The 17,879-nt window shown below is 60.3% G+C and carries 16 protein-coding genes, 1 tRNA gene and 2 pseudogenes; all 19 read right to left on the reverse strand.

The window, feature by feature from the left end; translation table 11 throughout:
- Nucleotides 1-3 precede the first annotated feature (3 nt).
- The gene (gene rpmI / locus GGR36_RS06485) at nucleotides 4-201 is read right to left on the reverse strand and encodes a 50S ribosomal protein L35 (protein ID WP_172204368.1); all 198 of its coding nucleotides are present in this window, start codon (nucleotides 199-201) and stop codon (nucleotides 4-6) included.
- 146 nt (nucleotides 202-347) lie between these two features.
- Nucleotides 348-878, reverse strand: a complete 531-nt coding sequence (infC, locus tag GGR36_RS06490) for a translation initiation factor IF-3 (protein ID WP_183634922.1) — start codon at nucleotides 876-878, stop codon at nucleotides 348-350.
- Between the two features lie 26 nt (nucleotides 879-904).
- Nucleotides 905-2,821 (reverse strand): threonine--tRNA ligase, encoded by a 1,917-nt coding sequence (thrS, locus tag GGR36_RS06495; RefSeq protein WP_183633246.1) that lies wholly within the window; start codon nucleotides 2,819-2,821, stop codon nucleotides 905-907.
- 145 nt (nucleotides 2,822-2,966) lie between these two features.
- Nucleotides 2,967-3,043 (reverse strand) — tRNA-Val (locus GGR36_RS06500).
- Nucleotides 3,044-3,111: 68 nt separating this feature from the next.
- Nucleotides 3,112-3,876 carry a 3'-5' exonuclease family protein gene (locus tag GGR36_RS06505; protein WP_183633248.1) on the reverse strand — a complete coding sequence of 255 codons (765 nt, stop codon included), beginning with the start codon at nucleotides 3,874-3,876 and terminating at the stop codon, nucleotides 3,112-3,114.
- A gap of 16 nt (nucleotides 3,877-3,892) precedes the next feature.
- Entirely contained in the window at nucleotides 3,893-4,783 is an 891-nt protein-coding gene (gene cysM, locus GGR36_RS06510) for a cysteine synthase CysM (RefSeq protein WP_183634923.1), read from the reverse strand.
- Nucleotides 4,784-4,794: 11 nt separating this feature from the next.
- Complete coding sequence (gene rfaD, locus GGR36_RS06515; protein WP_183633249.1) at nucleotides 4,795-5,802, reverse strand: ADP-glyceromanno-heptose 6-epimerase; 1,008 nt, start codon at nucleotides 5,800-5,802, stop codon at nucleotides 4,795-4,797.
- Between the two features lie 11 nt (nucleotides 5,803-5,813).
- Complete coding sequence (gene rfaE1 / locus GGR36_RS06520) at nucleotides 5,814-6,755, reverse strand: D-glycero-beta-D-manno-heptose-7-phosphate kinase (RefSeq protein WP_183633257.1); 942 nt, start codon at nucleotides 6,753-6,755, stop codon at nucleotides 5,814-5,816.
- Nucleotides 6,755-8,077 carry a nucleotide sugar dehydrogenase gene (locus tag GGR36_RS06525; protein ID WP_183633259.1) on the reverse strand — a complete coding sequence of 441 codons (1,323 nt, stop codon included), beginning with the start codon at nucleotides 8,075-8,077 and terminating at the stop codon, nucleotides 6,755-6,757. The genes rfaE1 and GGR36_RS06525 overlap by 1 nt, the downstream gene beginning before the upstream one ends.
- A 27-nt stretch (nucleotides 8,078-8,104) precedes the next feature.
- Nucleotides 8,105-9,280, reverse strand: a complete 1,176-nt coding sequence (lapB, locus tag GGR36_RS06530) for a lipopolysaccharide assembly protein LapB (RefSeq protein ID WP_183634924.1) — start codon at nucleotides 9,278-9,280, stop codon at nucleotides 8,105-8,107.
- 4 nt (nucleotides 9,281-9,284) lie between these two features.
- The gene (locus tag GGR36_RS06535; protein WP_183633261.1) at nucleotides 9,285-9,593 is read right to left on the reverse strand and encodes a LapA family protein; all 309 of its coding nucleotides are present in this window, start codon (nucleotides 9,591-9,593) and stop codon (nucleotides 9,285-9,287) included.
- A 90-nt stretch (nucleotides 9,594-9,683) separates the two neighbouring features.
- Complete coding sequence (locus tag GGR36_RS06540) at nucleotides 9,684-9,965, reverse strand: integration host factor subunit beta (protein ID WP_183633263.1); 282 nt, start codon at nucleotides 9,963-9,965, stop codon at nucleotides 9,684-9,686.
- A 12-nt stretch (nucleotides 9,966-9,977) separates the two neighbouring features.
- On the reverse strand, nucleotides 9,978-11,768 hold the full coding sequence (gene rpsA, locus GGR36_RS06545; RefSeq protein ID WP_276509962.1) for a 30S ribosomal protein S1: 1,791 nt from the start codon (nucleotides 11,766-11,768) through the stop codon (nucleotides 9,978-9,980).
- Nucleotides 11,769-11,785: 17 nt separating this feature from the next.
- A pseudogene (gene cmk / locus GGR36_RS06550) lies at nucleotides 11,786-12,439 on the reverse strand ((d)CMP kinase); the annotation flags it as partial.
- Between the two features lie 5 nt (nucleotides 12,440-12,444).
- Nucleotides 12,445-12,732, reverse strand: coding sequence for a DUF4332 domain-containing protein (locus GGR36_RS06555; RefSeq protein ID WP_207064295.1), 288 nt, complete (start codon nucleotides 12,730-12,732; stop codon nucleotides 12,445-12,447).
- Nucleotides 12,733-14,475 (reverse strand): arginine--tRNA ligase, encoded by a 1,743-nt coding sequence (gene argS / locus GGR36_RS06560; protein ID WP_183633269.1) that lies wholly within the window; start codon nucleotides 14,473-14,475, stop codon nucleotides 12,733-12,735.
- A 104-nt stretch (nucleotides 14,476-14,579) separates the two neighbouring features.
- Nucleotides 14,580-15,875, reverse strand: a pseudogene (aroA, locus tag GGR36_RS06565) (3-phosphoshikimate 1-carboxyvinyltransferase); the annotation flags it as partial.
- Between the two features lie 8 nt (nucleotides 15,876-15,883).
- Complete coding sequence (locus tag GGR36_RS06570; RefSeq protein WP_183633273.1) at nucleotides 15,884-16,762, reverse strand: prephenate dehydrogenase; 879 nt, start codon at nucleotides 16,760-16,762, stop codon at nucleotides 15,884-15,886.
- Nucleotides 16,759-17,871: a histidinol-phosphate transaminase gene (gene hisC, locus GGR36_RS06575; RefSeq protein WP_183633275.1), complete on the reverse strand. Its 1,113-nt coding sequence runs from the start codon at nucleotides 17,869-17,871 to the stop codon at nucleotides 16,759-16,761. Before hisC ends, GGR36_RS06570 begins: the two co-directional genes overlap by 4 nt.
- Nucleotides 17,872-17,879: the final 8 nt, after the last annotated feature.

The following is a 17,879-nucleotide window of genomic DNA, read 5'->3' on the forward strand; positions in this document are numbered from 1 at the left end:
GAATTATGCGTAGGGAAGCATCGACTTGACCTGGGCGACGTCGGAGGCGTGCACGCCTTCCATGCCGCGCAGCTGGCGCTTGGTCTTGGTCGTCTTCTTGGTCAGGATGTGGCGCTTGAACGCCTGCGAACGCTTGATGCTACCGCTCGAGCGCACCTTGAAGCGCTTTTTGGCGCCGCTCTTGGTCTTCATCTTGGGCATGAAACTTACTCCAAACTGTTAGTCGATGAAGCCGGGTGGCCTTCCGCAGAAGACACTTCAGGAACCTGACTCCACTTGTTAGCAACCCTTTCAAGGGCTGTTTCCTGAGGCTGCTCTCGCAGCCCCGGAATTCTATGTCCCGGCTGTCAGGCCGGCTGTTTCTTCTTGCTCGGCGCCAGCACCATGATCATCTGGCGCCCTTCAAGCTTCGGAAACTGCTCTACCGTACCCACCGCTTCAAGATCCGCCTTGATCCGTTCAAGCTGCCGCACACCGAATTCCTGATGCGCCATTTCACGGCCACGGAATCGGAGTGTCACTTTGACCTTATCGCCCTCCTGAAGGAAGCGGGTCATGTTGCGCAGCTTGATCTGGTAATCGTTCTCGTCCGTACCTGGACGCAGCTTTACCTCTTTGACCTGGATCTGCTTCTGCTTGAGCTTGGCCTCGTGCGCCTTCTTGGACTCTTGGTACTTGAACTTGCCAAAGTCCATCAACTTACAGACTGGCGGCTTTGCGAGCGGGGCGATTTCAACCAAGTCCAGCCCGGCCTCTTCGGCCATTTCAAGGGCTTGCCTCGTCGGAACGATGCCGAGCTGCTCACCGTCCTCACCCACCAAGCGCACTTCAGATACGTTGATTTCTCCGTTTAGGCGCTGCGGCTTTTCCTGAGCGATGGTCTAGGTCTCCAAAAATTAGAAAATCAAACCGCACTACCACGGGTTTCCACCTCGTGGCGCCAGCGATCGAGCAATTGATCGAGAGGCATCTGGCCAAGATCTTGGCCACCTCGGGCACGTACGGCCACCACGCCAGCCGCCTTTTCTTTCTCACCGACGACCAGCTGATAGGGTAGCTTTTGCAAGCTATGTTCTCGAATTTTATAGGAAATCTTCTCGTTGCGCAAATCCGTCTCCACCCTAAACCCGGCGGCAACCAACTCGCGCGCGATCCCCTCGGCATAGTCAGCCTGGTGCTCCGTGATGCTCATGACCACTGCCTGCTTTGGCGCCAGCCAGAGCGGGAAGTTGCCTGCAAAGTTCTCAATCAGGATTCCGATGAACCGCTCGAGCGACCCCAGGATCGCACGATGCAGCATGACCGGGCGTTTGCGCGTGTTGTCTTCCGCGACGTACTCCGCATCCAAGCGCTCAGGCAAGACAAAATCGAGTTGCATAGTGCCGCATTGCCAGGAGCGCCCCAGCGCGTCCTTGATGTGATACTCGATCTTCGGTCCGTAGAACGCCCCTTCGCCCGGAAGCTCGACCCAAGCGACGCCCGATGCCGTGAGCGCATCGCGCAACCCCTGCTCCGCTCTATCCCACACCTCGTCGGCACCAGCGCGCTTTTCCGGCCGAAGCGATAGCTTGACCACAACATCATTGAACCCGAAGTCGCGATAAACCGAGACGAGCAGATCGTTAAAGGCCCGGACCTCAGAAACTATCTGATCTTCGGTACAGAATATGTGGGCATCATCTTGCACAAACCCACGTACTCGCATCAAACCGTGCAGAGCGCCCGATGGTTCGTTGCGGTGACAGGAGCCAAACTCGGCAAGCCGCAAAGGCAGTTCTCGGTACGAGCGCAGCCCGTGATTGAATATCTGAACGTGACCCGGACAGTTCATCGGTTTAACTGCGTAGTCACGCTTTTCCGATTCCGTCACGAACATGTTTTCGCGGTAGTTCTCCCAATGGCCTGAGCGCTCCCACAAAACGCGATCCATGACGAGCGGTGTCTTGACCTCGCTGTAGCCGGCAGCATCCAGGCGACGACGCATGTACTGCTCGATCTGTTGCCATAAGGTCCAGCCCTTCGGGTGCCAAAACACCATTCCGGGCGCCTCATCCTGAAGGTGGAATAGATCAAGCACCTTTGCCAGTTTGCGGTGATCGCGCTTTTCGGCCTCCTCGATCATGTGGAGGTAAGCGTCCAGATCTTCCTTGCTCGCCCAAGCGGTGCCGTAAATCCGCTGCAGTTGTTCATTGCGCGAATCGCCGCGCCAGTAGGCGCCAGCAACCGACATCAGCTTGAAATACTTGAGCTTTCCCGTCGACGGAACGTGCGGACCGCGACACAGGTCAATGAAGTCACCCTCACGGTATAGCGAGATCGTTTGGTCCTGCGGAATGCTTGCGATGATTTCAGCCTTGTAGGCCTCTCCAATGGATTTGAAGAACGCAACCGCGTCGTCACGCTTCCACTCTTCGCGCACCACGGGGATGTCACGCTTTGACAGTTCAGACATCCTCGTCTCGATCCGCACCAGATCTTCAGGCGTAAATCCGCGAGGAAACGAGAAATCGTAGTAAAAGCCCTTGTCGATGACCGGGCCAATTGTGACCTGAGCCTCCGGGAAGAGTTCTTTCACTGCATACGCAAGCAGATGGGCCGTTGAGTGGCGGATCACATCCACCCCGTCCGCATCCTTGCCGGTCAGAATCGCCAACTCACAATCGTTTTCGATCCGGAAACTCGTATCGACGAGTTGCCCATCGACGCGCGCCGCCAGCGCCGCCTTTGCAAGGCCAGCGCCAATACTGGCAGCAACGTCCGCGACGCTTACCGCTTGCTCGAAGGACCGGACGGAACCGTCCGGCAGACGCACACTAGGCATGCTTTCTCCCGACAAGGCAAAAAAAAAGTGCGACCACAGGGCCGCACTTTTTCGTTCAATCGAAGCGTATGAACCGAGCGAACCCGCTTACTACGGACAAACCGTGGTGCAAGTTCGCAGAATCATCGCCGCTCCGCATGGGTGTTGGTAGGCGCGATTGGACTCGAACCAACGACCCCCACCATGTCAAGGTGGTGCTCTAACCAGCTGAGCTACGCGCCTGAAAGAAGCGAAACTATAGCTGATAAATCGCGAAAGTCAAAGCACTTCTTGTCATGGCGGAATTTGGCCTAGCTTTGACTACGTGCGTAGCAGTTGTCGTCAGGGAAGATGGTACGAACCAGATCTTCACCCGACGCAAGTGCACTTTCGGACATCAACCCACGCGCATGCTGCAAACGCAAGAACAGTGCAAACGCGCCAACGGCCCGACGTTCGTTTGTCACGCGGATCTTCGCCAAATCACCGCCAGCCCAGGCAAGCTGCAGCGCCAGATCCGGGACGACCGCGCTATCCGACGAGACCGTCAGTTTGAGCAGATGATCCAAGGTCGACCTGGAAGCGTCGTTCCCACCCGCCATCATCTGTCCGAGATCGACACATGGCAAGAGCGCCCCGGATGCGAGTTCACGCTCGGCAAAACCTACGCGCCGGGCAATCGAAGCCAGGTCATGAAACACTGGGAATCGCGCGCGCGCCAGCAACGCTCTGTAGCGCAGTACCGGCAATGCCCCCGCAAGAGCATCCCAAGCGACCAGCAACGGCTGACGCGCGTTCACCAGGTCGAAGAAACGCTGGACGAGACGCCCTTCGCTGCCATCTGCTTCCGCCAGAGAGATCAACTCGGCCGTTCCGTCGCCGAGCCATACGCATGAGATTTCTACGATCCGCCGCAGATGGGACGGCAACGTATCGTCACCAGATACCGCGCGCTGCTTCTGCTGCGCGTACTCAGCGACTTCATGATCTGTGAGCGCTGGGTCGAGTTCGTAGACATGACGAAGACCAGCAATATCCGGGACAGCAACCAGATCAAAAACCAGAATTCCAGTCATGGGGCAGCCAGGCGAATCAGCCCGGAAACACACCGGTTGTCAGGTAACGATCGCCACGGTCGCAAACGATAGCGACGATCACTGAGTCCGACAGTGACTCTGCAAGGCGCAGTGCAACTGCCATCGCGCCGCCGGACGAGATCCCAGCAAAAATACCCTCTTCACGAGCGAGCCGACGGGTCATTCCCTCAGCATCGGCTTGCGCCACGTATTCAAGCTGGTCGACGCGGCTCGCCTCATAAATGCCAGGCAGGTAGGCTTCGGGCCACTTCCGGATGCCCGGAATCTGCGCACCATCGGTCGGCTGACAACCGATGATGCGGATTTTCGGGTTCTTTTCCTTCAGATAACGGGACGTGCCCATGATCGTTCCCGTCGTGCCCATGCTGCTGACGAAATGCGTGATCTGGCCAGAGGTTTGCTCCCAGATTTCCGGACCGGTACCTTCGTAATGCGCCAGCGGGTTATCAGGGTTGCCAAACTGGTCGAGAATAATTCCCCGCCCCTCGTCACGCAGTCGCTCGGCCACATCGCGAGCCATTTCCATGCCGCCTTCGCGCGGCGTCAGGATCAGTTCAGCACCGAAGGCTCGCATGGTCTGGCGACGCTCAAGACTTTGATTCTCTGGCATGACGAGAATCATCTTGTATCCGCGCATGGCCGCCGCCATCGCTAGCGCGATGCCCGTATTTCCGCTGGTCGCTTCGACAAGCGTATCGCCGGGCTTGATGTCGCCCCGCGCTTCGGCATGCCGGATCATGGAGAGTGCCGGACGGTCCTTTACTGAACCCGCTGGATTATTGCCTTCCAGCTTGGCCAGTAAGACGTTGTTGTTGCCGGCAGAGATCCGCTTCAAGCGCACCAACGGCGTGCGGCCGACGTAGTCCTCGAGGGTCGGGAACTCAATGCGAAGCCCGGTCATGTGGCTGCGCGCCTCTGCAGTTCGGCGACGTACTTGCCGACGCCCTGAGTAACGTCGTTGAACGGCGCGGCGTAGCCCGCTTCACGCAAAAGCGAGACATTCGCTTCAGTAAAGCTCTGATACTTGCCTCGCAAAGCGTCCGGGAACGGAATGTACTCAATCAGCCCCTGCGATTGGAGTTCCGCCAGCGAAAGTGCGGCCTCGCCCTTCGCGGAACGACAGGCATTGATCGTCGCCACGGCGACGTCGTTGAAACTCTGTGCGCGCCCGGTCCCAAGGTTGTAAATGCCTGAAAGCATCGGGCTGTCCAGGAAGTAAAGGTTCACATTAACGACGTCTTCAACGAAGACGAAGTCACGCCGCTGCTCGCCGTTGGCGTAACCGTCCTGCCCTTCGAACAGCCGCACCTTGCCATTCTCCCGATATTGATTGAAGAAATGGAAGGCAACGGAAGCCATGCGGCCTTTGTGCTGCTCGTTCGGGCCATACACATTGAAATAGCGGAACCCGGCGATCTGCGAGCCGCTTTCCGCCAGTGCGCGGCGCACGATCTGGTCAAACAGATACTTCGAGTATGCGTATACGTTCAACGGGGCTTCGCACGACTTGTCTTCCTTGAAGACAGCCCCGCCCCCGTACACCGAAGCCGATGACGCATAGAGGAACTGGGCCTCCTGCTCCAGACAGAAGCGCAACAACTCCAGCGAATAGCGGTAGTTGTTCTCCATCATGTAGTGGCCGTCCTGCTCCATGGTGTCGGAGCAAGCCCCCTGATGGAGGACTGCCTCGACCGCGCCATCGAGCTCGCCGCCCTCGATCATTTCGAGGAAAACCTTCTTGTCTAGATAGTCAGCGATCTCGCAACCGACAAGATTCTTGAACTTGTCGCCGCGCGAGAGGTTGTCGACCGCGATGATGTTGTCAATCCCTTTGGCATTGAGACCGGCAACGATATTGGACCCAATGAATCCGGCAGCACCGGTGACTACGTAATAGCTCGACATGAGCCTCCCCCTCAATCTGGAATCTTGATTTCGTCGAGCGTGACGGTCGCTGTACCGAGTTTGCCGACGACAATGCCCGCTGCGTGGTTCGCCCAACGCATGGCATCTGTGATCGAAGCGCCGGCCGCAAACATGACTGCCAGCGTGGCGATGACGGTATCCCCCGCGCCTGAGACGTCATAGACCTCGCGCGCGCGAGTGCGTTCATGAACGACGCCGTCGGCCCTGAACAGGGTCATCCCCTCTTCCGAACGCGTGACGAGCAGCGCATCAAGCGCGAGTTCTTCGCGCAGCGTATGCGCTCGCCGCGCCAGATCCGCCTCATCGGACCATTTTCCAACCACTTGGCGCAGCTCGGCGCGATTGGGCGTCAATAATGTCGCGCCGCGATAACGAGAATAATCGTCACCCTTCGGGTCGACAAAGACCGGCTTTCCGGCCTCGCGCGCCAGCGAAATCATCTCGGCGACGTGCGTCAGTCCGCCCTTGCCATAATCCGACAAAACAACAACGTCACATTCGGGCAAACGCTCACGGAATTCTGCAAGGGTCGCCTGCAGCGACTCGTGGTTGGGCACGGTCTCGAAGTCAATCCGCAGCAGTTGCTGCTGACGGCCAACGACTCTCAGTTTTACCGTAGTCGCCAAAGCCGCATCGGTGTGCAAGGAAGCAAGCACGCCCTCTTGCTCCAGCATGCGCGTCAAGGCAAGGGCGGGCTCGTCCGCCCCGACCACCGACAGCAGCACCGTTTGCGCGCCAAGGGCAGCTGAATTGCGCGCAACGTTCGCTGCACCGCCGGGGCGTTCTTCCGTTCGCTCAACCTTGACGACAGGTACGGGTGCCTCAGGAGAAATCCTGCTCACATCGCCAAACCAGTAGCGATCGAGCATGACGTCGCCCACGACCATGACGCGAGCGCTCGATGTATCGGGAAGCGGCGGCAGCGCGTGCATTACGGGCGGCCGATGGGCAAATACTCGAGCCCGAAGCTGCGAGGTAGTTTCGGATCGTAAAGATTGCGACCGTCGAAAATAACCGGACTCTTGAGTACCCGCTGGATGCGCTCAAAGTCCGGACTACGGAATTCCTTCCACTCGGTCACGATCACCAGTGCATCCGCGCCTTCTATGGCGTGCATCGGATTCGTCGCGTAGGAGAGGCGCACCTCATCACCGAAGATGCGCTTCGCCTCGTCCATCGCAACAGGGTCGTATGCCGCAACGACAGCGCCGCGCTTGAACAATTCGGCGACCACCACCCGACTTGTCGCTTCACGCATGTCATCCGTGTTGGGCTTGAACGCGAGCCCCCACAGTGCGAACTTCATGCCGCTGAGGTCTTCCCCGAATCGTTTGACGATCTTGTCGACCAACACGAGTTTTTGCGTGTCGTTTGCGTCCTCGACCGCCTGCAACACTTTCAAGCCTTGGCCGGCATCTGCAGCCGTCTTGATCAGAGCCTTTACATCCTTAGGGAAGCACGAACCGCCATAGCCACAACCGGCGTAAAGAAAGTGGTAACCGATCCGCGGATCGGAACCGATGCCCTGGCGGACGAGTTCGATATCAGCGCCCAAGCGCTCGGCGAGCAGCGCGAGTTCGTTCATGAACGAAATCCGCGTCGCCAGCATTGCGTTGGCCGCGTATTTGGTCAGTTCCGCCGAGCGCACATCCATCACCACCAGCTTGTCGTGATTGCGCTGGAACGGCGCATAAAGTGCTCGCATCAGGTAGATCGCCTGGTCATCGTCAGCACCGACGACGATGCGATCAGGCTTCATGAAATCTTCGACTGCGGCACCTTCCTTGAGAAACTCGGGATTGGATACCACCGAGAAATTCACATCGACACCGCGCGCCTGCAGTTCTTCTGCAATCGCAGCGCGAACCTTGTCGGCAGTACCCACCGGCACCGTGCTCTTGTCGACGACTACCTTGTAGTCCGTCATCAAGCGGCCGATATTGCGCGCTGCCGCCAGCACGTATTTCAAATCAGCGGAACCATCCTCGTCCGGCGGCGTGCCGACCGCGATGAACTGGATCGTTCCGAAGCGCACAGCCTCTTCCACGTCGGTCGTGAAATGCAGTCGCCCCGCGGCTACGTTGCGCTCGACTACCTTGTCGAGCCCCGGCTCGTGGATCGGAATGCCTCCGTCCTTGAGGATGCGGATCTTCTGCGGATCGACATCCAGACACAGCACATCGTTGCCCATTTCGGCGAGACAAGCGCCTGACACCAAACCGACATAGCCGGTCCCAACAACGGTAACTTTCACGTCCAGAACTCCAGTCGACAACGCCCCTCAGGGCGTCAGATCAAATTCTTCGGTGCGGCGCGGCGGGTAAGTCTCCCAACCGCCGCAGGCCGGGCAACGCCAGTAGAACTGCCGCGCCTTGAAGCCGCAGGCGTCGCAGCAAAATCGCGCCACGCGGCGGGTATGGCCGTGGATCAAGCCTTTGACCAGTTCGATGTCCTGTCGCTGCTCGGGCTGGGCTGTCAGCAGTGCGGCTTCGAGCAACTTGTCGAGACCCAGCACGGTAGGGTTGCGCCGCAATTCTTCGCGCACAAGCCTGTAAGCGGCATCCGGCCCTTCTCGATCCAGTTCCCACTGAAACACGGCATCCAGCAGGTCGAGCGATGGATACCGCTCCAGATACGAGTGCAGCAACTGCATTCCGTCGCCCTGGCGCCTGAGTCTGCGATACCCATCCATGATGCGTTCAGCCACCAACGCTAGATAAACCGGGTTCTGCTGCTCTACTCGCTGCCAGGCTTCGATGGCACCGGCAACATCATCCCGCGCCAGCCTCAAGTCTCCGAGGAGCATATTGGCGCGAACGCACTGCCGATTCACTTCCAGCGCACGCTGGAGTTCTACGGCTGCAGCATCGAGTTGACCACGCGCCAGTTCATTGGCACCCAGTTCACAGTGGAAGTTGGCAATTTCTTTCAACATCAACGCTGTGTCTGCATTCGGCAATGCACGCGCAACCTCGATCGCCTTGGCCCAATCCTTCTCCTGCTGGTAGATCTCAAGCAGTTGTTTGAGCGCGAACTCACGCATCCCGGTATCGCGCAGTTTGACGAACACTGCTTCGGCGCGATCCAGCAACCCCGCTTTCAGGAAGTCTTGCCCAAGTTCAGAGAGTGCTGAGGTGCGCTGCTCTGCGCTGAGGTCATCGCGATCGACCAGCGTCTGATGCATGCGGATTGCGCGGTCCAGTTCGCCACGCCGGCGAAACAGGCTGCCCAGAGCGAAATGCAGCTCTACTGTTTGCGGATCAATCTTTACCGCTTCGAGAAACGAATCGATCGCCTTGTCCGGCTGTTCATTGAGCAGGAAATTGAGGCCACTCAGGTAGGAACGCGGCAGCGACCGGGACTCCTTGACGAGATGCTTGATGTCTATGCGCGCAGCCGACCATCCGAGAATGAAGAAGATGGGAAAGGCGAGCAGCCACCAGAGTTCGAATTCCATTGATTCAGAGAGAGCGAAGGTAATCAGGTGGAGGCGCTTCCCGCACCGAAATGGACGACACAGACGCAGATGCGCCCGAGACGTTTTCGCGCAGCCGACGGATTTCGCGACGCTGGCTCTGCAGCGTGACAACGGCCGCAGTCACCCCTAGCGCCACCCCGCCAACGAAGACAAACAGGATTACCGCGATCAGTGGCAAGCGCCACGCGGTGTCGAAGAAGAACCGCAGCGTGACAATCGCGTCATTCTTCAGCGCAAAGCCTAGAAGAATGAAGAACACCAGTCCACGCAGGAGCCAGAGCAGAAGTCGCATGGGCGGATTATCCCGCAATCCGACCCATGTCGCCAAAAAAGCAGAAGGCGGCTCGCGCCGCCTATCTACTCGTCAACTGCCAGTCGAAAACTACACCACATCGACTCGCTCACGCAGCTCCTTGCCAGCCTTGAAATGCGGCACGTACTTCTGTGGCACCTGCACCTTCTCGCCTGACTTCGGATTGCGCCCCATGCGCGGGGGACGGTAATTCAATGCAAAACTGCCGAAACCCCTGATCTCGATGCGATCGGCTCGCGACAACGCAAGCGTCATCGCATCGAGAATCACTTTCACGGCGTAGTCGGCATCCTTCGCACCAAGCTGCGGAAAACGCTCCGCCAGCCTGGCTATCAACTCCGACTTCGTCATGACGTTCAAGGCTTACTGCTGCGGATTGTTGAGCTTTGCCTTCAGCAGCGCGCCGAGGTTGGTCGTACCGCTGGCAGCGGCCGACGTATCGCCGGAGAACTTCTGCATGGCTTCGGTTTGCTCAGCCTGATCCTTGGCCTTGACCGACAGATTGATCGAACGGGTCTTGCGATCCACGTTCACGATCATCGCTTCGACCGCGTCACCCACCTTCAGCAGGTGCGACAGATCTTCAACGCGATCACGCGAGAACTCGGACGCACGGAGGTAGCCCTCGACATCGTCGTTCATTGCGATCACGGCGCCGCGCGCATCAACCGACTTCACCACACCATTCACGACGCTGTTCTTGTCATGGGTGGCGATGAAGTTGGTGAACGGATCGCCATCAAGCTGCTTGATGCCGAGCGAAATACGCTCCTTCTCGACGTCGATCGAGAGCACCACGGCTTCGACTTCGTCGCCCTTCTTGAAGTTGCGGATCGCCTCTTCACCCGGCAGCGACCACGACAGGTCGGACAGGTGCACCAGACCGTCGATTGCGCCAGTCAGACCGATGAAGACACCGAAGTCGGTGATCGACTTGATGGCGCCCTTGACGCGATCACCCTTCTTGAAGCTCTGCGCGAAGTCATCCCACGGGTTGGCCTTGCACTGCTTCATGCCCAGCGAGATACGACGACGGTCTTCGTCGATTTCGAGGATCATCACTTCGACTTCGTCGCCCAGTTGGACAACCTTGGTCGGGTGAATGTTCTTGTTGGTCCAGTCCATCTCGGACACGTGGACCAAGCCCTCGATACCCTGCTCGACTTCGACAAACGCGCCGTAGTCGGTGATGTTGGTGACCTTGCCGAACAGGCGGGTACCCGACGGATAACGGCGAGCGATGCCCACCCACGGATCTTCGCCCAGTTGCTTGAGGCCCAGCGAGACGCGGTTCTTCTCGGCGTCAAACTTGAGGACCTTCGCGGTGACTTCGTCGCCAACCTGCACAACTTCCGTCGGGTGGCGGACACGGCGCCAGGCCAGATCGGTGATGTGCAGCAGGCCGTCGATACCGCCGAGGTCAACGAACGCACCGTAGTCGGTGATGTTCTTGACGATACCCTTGACGATCGTGCCTTCCTGGAGCGACGACAGCAGCTTTTCGCGCTCTTCGCCCATGGAAGCCTCGAGCACGGCGCGGCGCGACACAACAACGTTGTTGCGCTTGCGATCGAGCTTGATGACCTTGAATTCGAATTCCTTGCCTTCAAACGGGGTCGTGTCCTTGACCGGACGCATATCGACCAGCGAACCCGGCAGGAATGCACGGATGCCATTGGTCATGACGGTCAGACCGCCCTTGACCTTGCCGGTCACGACGCCCTTGACCAGATCGCCGTCGTTCAGTGCGGCCTCAAGGTGGTTCCACGCGGCGATGCGCTTGGCCTTGTCACGCGACAGACGGGATTCACCGAAACCATCTTCAAGGGCTTCGATGGCGACCTGGACGTAGTCGCCCGCGGCCACTTCGAGCTCACCACGGTCATTGCGGAACTCGTCGAGCGGAATGTAGCTCTCGGACTTGAGGTTGGCGTTCACAACGACAAAATTGTGATCAACACGCACGACCTCAGCGGTGATGACTTCACCGGCGCGCATTTCCTGGCGATTCAGGCTCTCTTCAAAGAGGGCCTCGAAGCTTTCCGGGGCGGGAATGGAGTTAGACATGGAGAAATTGACCTGTTGCCGTCTTGCGACAGCGGAAAAAAGAAAAACAACCCGGTCCGCAGCAAAAAGCAGCGGCCGGAGCCTCAACCATCGGACTCAGTGCTTCAGCAGAGCTTGTGCGTCTGGGCTTGCTGCAGGACGAATGCGACCGCCTCGTCAATCGTAAGCGGCGTGGTGTCCAGCAGGATGGCGTCTTCACAGGGCTTCAGCGGCGCAACCGGGCGACTGGCGTCGCGTGCGTCACGCTCGCGCAACTCCTGCACAAGACTATCTAGGTTAGCAGCCAATCCCTTTTCAATCAACTGCTTATAGCGCCGTTCCGCGCGCGCCTCAGCGCTGGCGGTGAGGAAAATCTTCAGCGGCGCGTCCGGGAAAACCACTGACCCCATGTCGCGACCATCGCCGACGAGGCCGGGCGCCTGACGAAAGGCGCGCAAACGGGCCATCAGGGCGGTCCGCACACCCGGCAGCACGGCAATCTTCGACGCGGCATTGCCGGTGGTTTCGCGCCGTACATCGAGACTGGCTTCAACACCGTCAATGTAGATGGCTTCGCCGTCAAAACGCACTTCGAGCTTGGGCGCCAGCGCAGCCAGGCTTGCCTCGTCGTCGAGTGCGATACCGCGTTGCAGCCCGGCGAGGGCCAGAACGCGGTAAATCGCGCCAGAATCGAGGTAATGCCAGCCCAGGGCACTGGCCACGCGCGCGGCCACCGAGCCCTTGCCCGACGCGGTCGGGCCGTCGATTGCGATGACGGGGGTGTTCATGTTCGGTCCTTCCAGTTCCACCACTTGAGCAGTTCAGGGTCGTGTGCCGTGTGCCGCGAGAAATACACGGCACAACGGAAGGTGTAGAGCACGCAGGGGTCTTGCCGCGCACCCGAGAGACGGCACAGGCGCTCATAGAGCACCTGTGGATCCGCCTCGACGAGATCCGCTACCCGCCGGATGCCGAGCGCGTGCAGATCGCCCGCCATCGCCCGCCCGATGCCCGGGATGCGCAGCAACTCGGCCGCAACATCCCGTGGCAGCGCGGCCGGCGCGCGGGGCACTTACATGACCTCGAGTGTGGCGATGCCGAGCAAGCCGAGGCCAGTCTTGATCGTGTCGGCCGTCAGGCGGCACAGCTGCAGGCGGCTGGCCCGCTGTGCGCCTTCGCTCTTGAGCACTGGGCAGTTCTCGTAGAAACGGCTGAACACCACGGCAAGCTCGAATAGGTAGGCGCACAGTTGGTGCGGTGCCGTGTCCTTCGCAACCGCATTCAGCGCGTCAGCGAAACGTGCAAGTTGTAGCGCCAGCACTTGCTCGGCACGTTCTTCCAGAATCACCGGCGCATCCGCCACGGCCGAATCCGCCGCGTCGCGCAAAACCTTGGCGCTACGGGTGTAGGCGTACTGCAGGTAGGGCGCAGTGTTACCGTCGAAGGCCAGCATCGACGACCAGGAGAATACGTAGTCGCTCGCGCGGTTCTTTGACAGATCGGCGTACTTCACGGCGCCGACGCCCACGGCACGGGCGATCTCCCAGCGGGCCTCTTCTGCCAGATCGGGATTCTTTTCCGAGACCAGCACGAAGGCACGCTCGACAGCCTCTTCTAGCAGCTCTGCCAGCTTGACTGTACCTCCCGAGCGCGTCTTGAACGGCTTGTTGTCCTCGCCAAGCATCACGCCGAAGCCAACGTGCTCCAGCGAAACCGCCTCGCCCACATAACCCGCCTTGCGCGCCAGCGTGAAGAGTTGCTGGAAATGCAGCCCTTGGCGCTGATCGACCACGTACAGCACGCGGTTCGCCTTGAGCTCATCGACGCGATAGCGCACAGCAGCCAGGTCGGTCGTCGAGTACAGGAATCCGCCGTCCTGCTTGCGCACGATGTACGCCTGCGGCTCGCCTTCCTTGTTCTTGAACTCGTCGAGAAACACAACCTGGGCGCCCTGGCTTTCGACCGCCAAGCCCTTCGCCTGCAGGTCGGCAACGATGCCCGGCAGCGCGTCGTTGTAGGCGCTCTCCCCCCGCAAGTCGTCCCGAACAAGACCCACCCCGAGCGTCTTGTAGACCGCCTCGCAATGATGCATGGACACTTCCAGGAAGCGCCGCCACAGCATGTTGATGTGCGGATCGCCACCTTGCAGCTTGACCACGTACTCGCGCGCGGTGTCGGCAAAAGCCGGGTCTTCGTCCATCCGCTGCTTGGCGCGGCGGTAGAAGTCTTCCAGATCGGATAGCGCCATCTCGGTGTCCGTGCTGGTGCCTGAGCCCTGCTCCAACTCGACCAGGAAGGCGGTCAGCATGCCGAACTGGGTACCCCAATCGCCGATGTGGTTCTGCGCGATGACCTCATGGCCGAGGAAGCGCAGCACGCGGGCGAGTGCATCGCCGATGATGGTCGAGCGCAGGTGTCCGACGTGCATTTCCTTCGCCAGGTTGGGCGAGGAATAGTCGACCACGACGCGCTGCGGCGCCGGACGCGGCACGGCCAGATCCTCACGTCCCATCGCTGCCGAAATACGCGCTGCGAGAAAGGCCGGATCAAGCGAGATGTTGATGAAGCCCGGCCCCGCGATCTCGATCTTGCTCGCGATGCCGGCGAGATCGAGCTTCTCGACAACCTGCTGCGCAAGCTCACGCGGATTCTGTTTGCGCGCCTTGGCAGCGCCCATCACGCCGTTGGCCTGATAGTCGCCAAATTCCGGGCGGGCGGCGGGCGTGATCACGGCAGGCGCGCCTTCACAGCCTGCGGCGGCCAGCGCTGCCGAAACACGTTCGTCGAGGAGTTGATGCAGGGTCTTGTCAGTCATGGGGTCTTTACGAGCAGAACCGCGGATAACGCGGAATAACGCAAATCAGCGCGAACGACGCAGAGCGCCATGTCCGCGTGCAGCCGGGGCAGGCGTTCCTATCGCCGGCAGACCGACGCAAACGCGTCGAAATAGCCGGGGAAGGTCTTCGCGGTGCACTTCGGATCGTTGATGCGTACTGGTACGCCACCAAGGCTCACCAGCGAGAAACACATCGCCATCCTGTGATCATCATAGGTGTCGATGGCCGCGTTCGGAATCAGCGTCGTCGGGGCGGTGACTCGCAACCAGTCCGGCCCCTCCTCGACCAAGGCACCGACCTTGCGCAGCTCGGTCGCCATGGCCGCAATGCGGTCGGTCTCCTTGACACGCCAACTCGCGATGTTGGTCAGGCGGCACGGCCCATCGGCGAACAGCGCCGCCACAGCCAGCGTCATTGCAGCGTCCGGGATATGGTTGAAGTCGCGATCGAAGGCGCGCAACTTGCCGCTGGCGGGCGCGGCCGCTTCGATCCAGTTCTCGCCCATCGTGATTCGGGCGCCGATTGCCTCAAGCGCCTCGGCGAACGCCACATCCCCTTGGATGCTGGCCCGCCCGACGCCTTCGACCCGCACCGGGCCTCCACCAATTGCCCCGGCGGCAAGGAAATACGAAGCCGACGAAGCATCGCCTTCAACATGGATCACGCCCGGCGAGCGATAGGCCTGCGCCGGCACGACGAAACGCTGCCAGCCCTCGCGCTCCACGGCAACGCCAAAGCGCGCCATCAGGTTGAGCGTGATTTCGATGTAGGGCTTGGAGATCAATTCGCCGACCACTTCGATCGTGGTGGCCTGACCGGCACGCACGCAGGCGAGCGGCAGGGCCATCAAAAGTGCGGTGAGGAACTGGCTCGACACATCGCCGCGAACCTTCACAACACCACCGGTTGCGATCTGCGCCGGCAGAATCTCAAGCGGCGGATAACCCTCGTTACCAAGGTAACGAATGTCGGCGCCCAGTTGCCGCAGACCATCGACCAGATCGCCGATCGGGCGCTCATGCATGCGAGGCACACCCGACAGCTTGTAGTGGCCGCCAGCCAGCGCAAGGGCGGCCGTCAACGGGCGAAAGGCCGTTCCGGCATTACCAAGGAACAGGTCTGCCGTATCGTTCGGAAACCGGCCAGCTGCGCCGTTAACCGCCCAGTGCAACTCGCCCAGCGACTGCGGCGGCAGGCCAAGCGCGGCCAGGGCTTCGAGCATGCGTTCGGTGTCATCGGATGCGAGCAGATCACGGATCTCGGTACGACCGTCCGCGAGTGCTGCCAATAGCAGCGTGCGATTCGAAATGCTCTTCGAACCGGGCAGTCTGATGGTGCCGGCGGCACCGGCAGCGGGTGCCAGATCAAGATATTCCATAAGGGGTCTCAGCTATCGAACTTGCCGGCGAGCCACGCGTCGCGCGCATCGCGCGCCTCGCAGAACAGCTTTTCCAGCGAATCGCCGTCGCCTTGCGACAGGAGCGCGCGAATCCAAGCCAGTTCGGTCAGGTAGGTATCGAGTTCGGCCAGCAGCGCGTGGCGGTTGGCTACGCAGATATCGCGCCACATTTCCGGGTGGCTACTCGCAATCCGGGTGAAATCGCGAAAGCCGCTGGCGGCAAATCCGAACAATTGTTCGGCGTTGGCCCGCTCGGCGATCTCATGGACCAGCGCAAAAGCGAGCAGATGAGGCAAATGGCTGACCGCGCCGAAAACGCGATCATGCTCCTGCGGCGACATGTCATGCAGCTGGCCGCCGGTCGCTGCCCAGGCTTCGCGAACGCGCGCCACAGACTCGGGTCGGTTCTCGGGCAGCGGTGTCAGCACAATCTTGCGGCTGACATACAAATCGGCGCGCGCCGCTTCCGGGCCGCTCTTTTCGGCTCCGGCAATCGGATGCGCCGGCACGATCTGTTCAAGGTGTGACTTGAAGTGCGTGTAGATCGCCTCGATCACGTCGCGCTTGGTGCTGCCGGCATCTGTGACCAAAGTGTCCGGACCCAGATGCGGCGCCATGGCTTGCATGACGGCGGCCATTTGACCGACCGGCATCGCAAGCAGCACCAGTTCCGCGCCGTCCAGGGCCGTAGCCCAGTCAGTTGCGATCACGTCGATGATGCCAAGCGCCTGCGCGCGTTCGAGCGAGCTATGCGTGCGCCCGATACCGACCACTTCGCGCACCAAGCCTTTGGCCTTGAGTGCCAGTGAAAAGGAGCCGCCAATCAGGCCCGCACCGCAGATGACAATGCGTCCGAAGGGCGTCATTCGGCGCCCTTGAGCAGCGCCTTGGCGAGCGCTTCGAGGAAGCGCGCGTTCTCGTGCGGCAGTCCGATCGTGACGCGCAGCCATTCAGGCATCTGGTAGCTGGCAATCGGACGCACGATCACGCCTTGCTCCAGCAACCTCCGATTCACGTTGGCCGCATCGCCCACGCGGAACGTCATGAAGTTTCCGCTGGACGGGATGTATTCAAGGCCAAGCGCATCGAACCCGGCCATCAGTTGCGCCATTCCGTCACGATTGACGGCGTAACTGCGCGCGACGAATTCCTCATCGCCCAGCGCCGCAGCCGCGGCCGCGAGGGCCACGTTATTGACATTGAAGGGCTCACGCACCCGGTTCAGCAGATCAGCGACTTCGCGCCCGGCCAAACCGTATCCGACGCGCAGACCGCCTAGCCCGTAGATCTTCGAGAAGGTCCGCGTAATGACCAGATTCGGGTACTTCGCCAGCCATGCAACGCTGTCATAGCGCTGCTCTGGCGCGAGGTATTCGTTGTAGGCCTCGTCGAGCACAATCAGCACGTCGTCCGGCGCACCGTCGAGGAAATCCACGATCTCTTCGTCTGGCAGGAAGTTGCCGGTCGGGTTGTTAGGGTTGGCGATGAAGACGATGCGGGTGTCGGAACGGATCGCCGCCAGCATTGCCGCCAGGTCGTGTCCGTAAGCCTTAGCGGGCACCTCAATACCCTGCGCCCCGGCGCTCTTGACCGCCAGCGGATAGACCGCAAACGCATGCTGCGAATATACCGCCGAGGTCTCGCTGTTCAGGTAGGCGGCAGCGCACAGGTTCAGCAGGTCGTTCGACCCGTTGCCGAGCACGATCTGCTCCGGCGCGACACCGAACCTGGCCACCAGTGCCGCGCGCAATTCGAAGCCATTGCCGTCCGGGTAACGATGGATGTCTGCGATTGCCTTTTGTGCGGCCGCCGTGGCCTTCGGCGAGGCGCCCAACGGGTTCTCATTCGAGGCCAGCTTCACGATATCCGCCTCGTTGAGCCCCATCTCGCGCGCCAATTCGCCGATCGGTTTGCCCGGGATATAGGGGGAGATCGAGCGGATGTAGTCCGGCGCTCGCTGCACAATCTTGCTCATATCAGATC

This window comes from Niveibacterium umoris (genome assembly GCF_014197015.1).
Lineage (GTDB): Bacteria > Pseudomonadota > Gammaproteobacteria > Burkholderiales > Rhodocyclaceae > Niveibacterium > Niveibacterium umoris.

Excerpts from the sequence above, each read along its gene's own strand:
- rpmI (WP_172204368.1), bottom strand. The coding sequence starts at position 201 with ATGCCCAAGATGAAGACCAAGAGCGGCGCCAAAAAGCGCTTCAAGGTG.
- thrS (WP_183633246.1), bottom strand. The coding sequence starts at position 2,821 with ATGCCTAGTGTGCGTCTGCCGGACGGTTCCGTCCGGTCCTTCGAGCAA.
- GGR36_RS06505 (WP_183633248.1), bottom strand. The coding sequence starts at position 3,876 with ATGACTGGAATTCTGGTTTTTGATCTGGTTGCTGTCCCGGATATTGCT.
- rfaD (WP_183633249.1), bottom strand. The coding sequence starts at position 5,802 with ATGTCGAGCTATTACGTAGTCACCGGTGCTGCCGGATTCATTGGGTCC.
- rfaE1 (WP_183633257.1), bottom strand. The coding sequence starts at position 6,755 with ATGCACGCGCTGCCGCCGCTTCCCGATACATCGAGCGCTCGCGTCATG.
- lapB (WP_183634924.1), bottom strand. The coding sequence starts at position 9,280 with ATGGAATTCGAACTCTGGTGGCTGCTCGCCTTTCCCATCTTCTTCATT.
- GGR36_RS06535 (WP_183633261.1), bottom strand. The coding sequence starts at position 9,593 with ATGCGACTTCTGCTCTGGCTCCTGCGTGGACTGGTGTTCTTCATTCTT.
- GGR36_RS06540 (WP_183633263.1), bottom strand. The coding sequence starts at position 9,965 with ATGACGAAGTCGGAGTTGATAGCCAGGCTGGCGGAGCGTTTTCCGCAG.
- argS (WP_183633269.1), bottom strand. The coding sequence starts at position 14,475 with ATGACTGACAAGACCCTGCATCAACTCCTCGACGAACGTGTTTCGGCA.
- GGR36_RS06570 (WP_183633273.1), bottom strand. The coding sequence starts at position 16,762 with ATGACGCCCTTCGGACGCATTGTCATCTGCGGTGCGGGCCTGATTGGC.
- hisC (WP_183633275.1), bottom strand. The coding sequence starts at position 17,871 with ATGAGCAAGATTGTGCAGCGAGCGCCGGACTACATCCGCTCGATCTCC.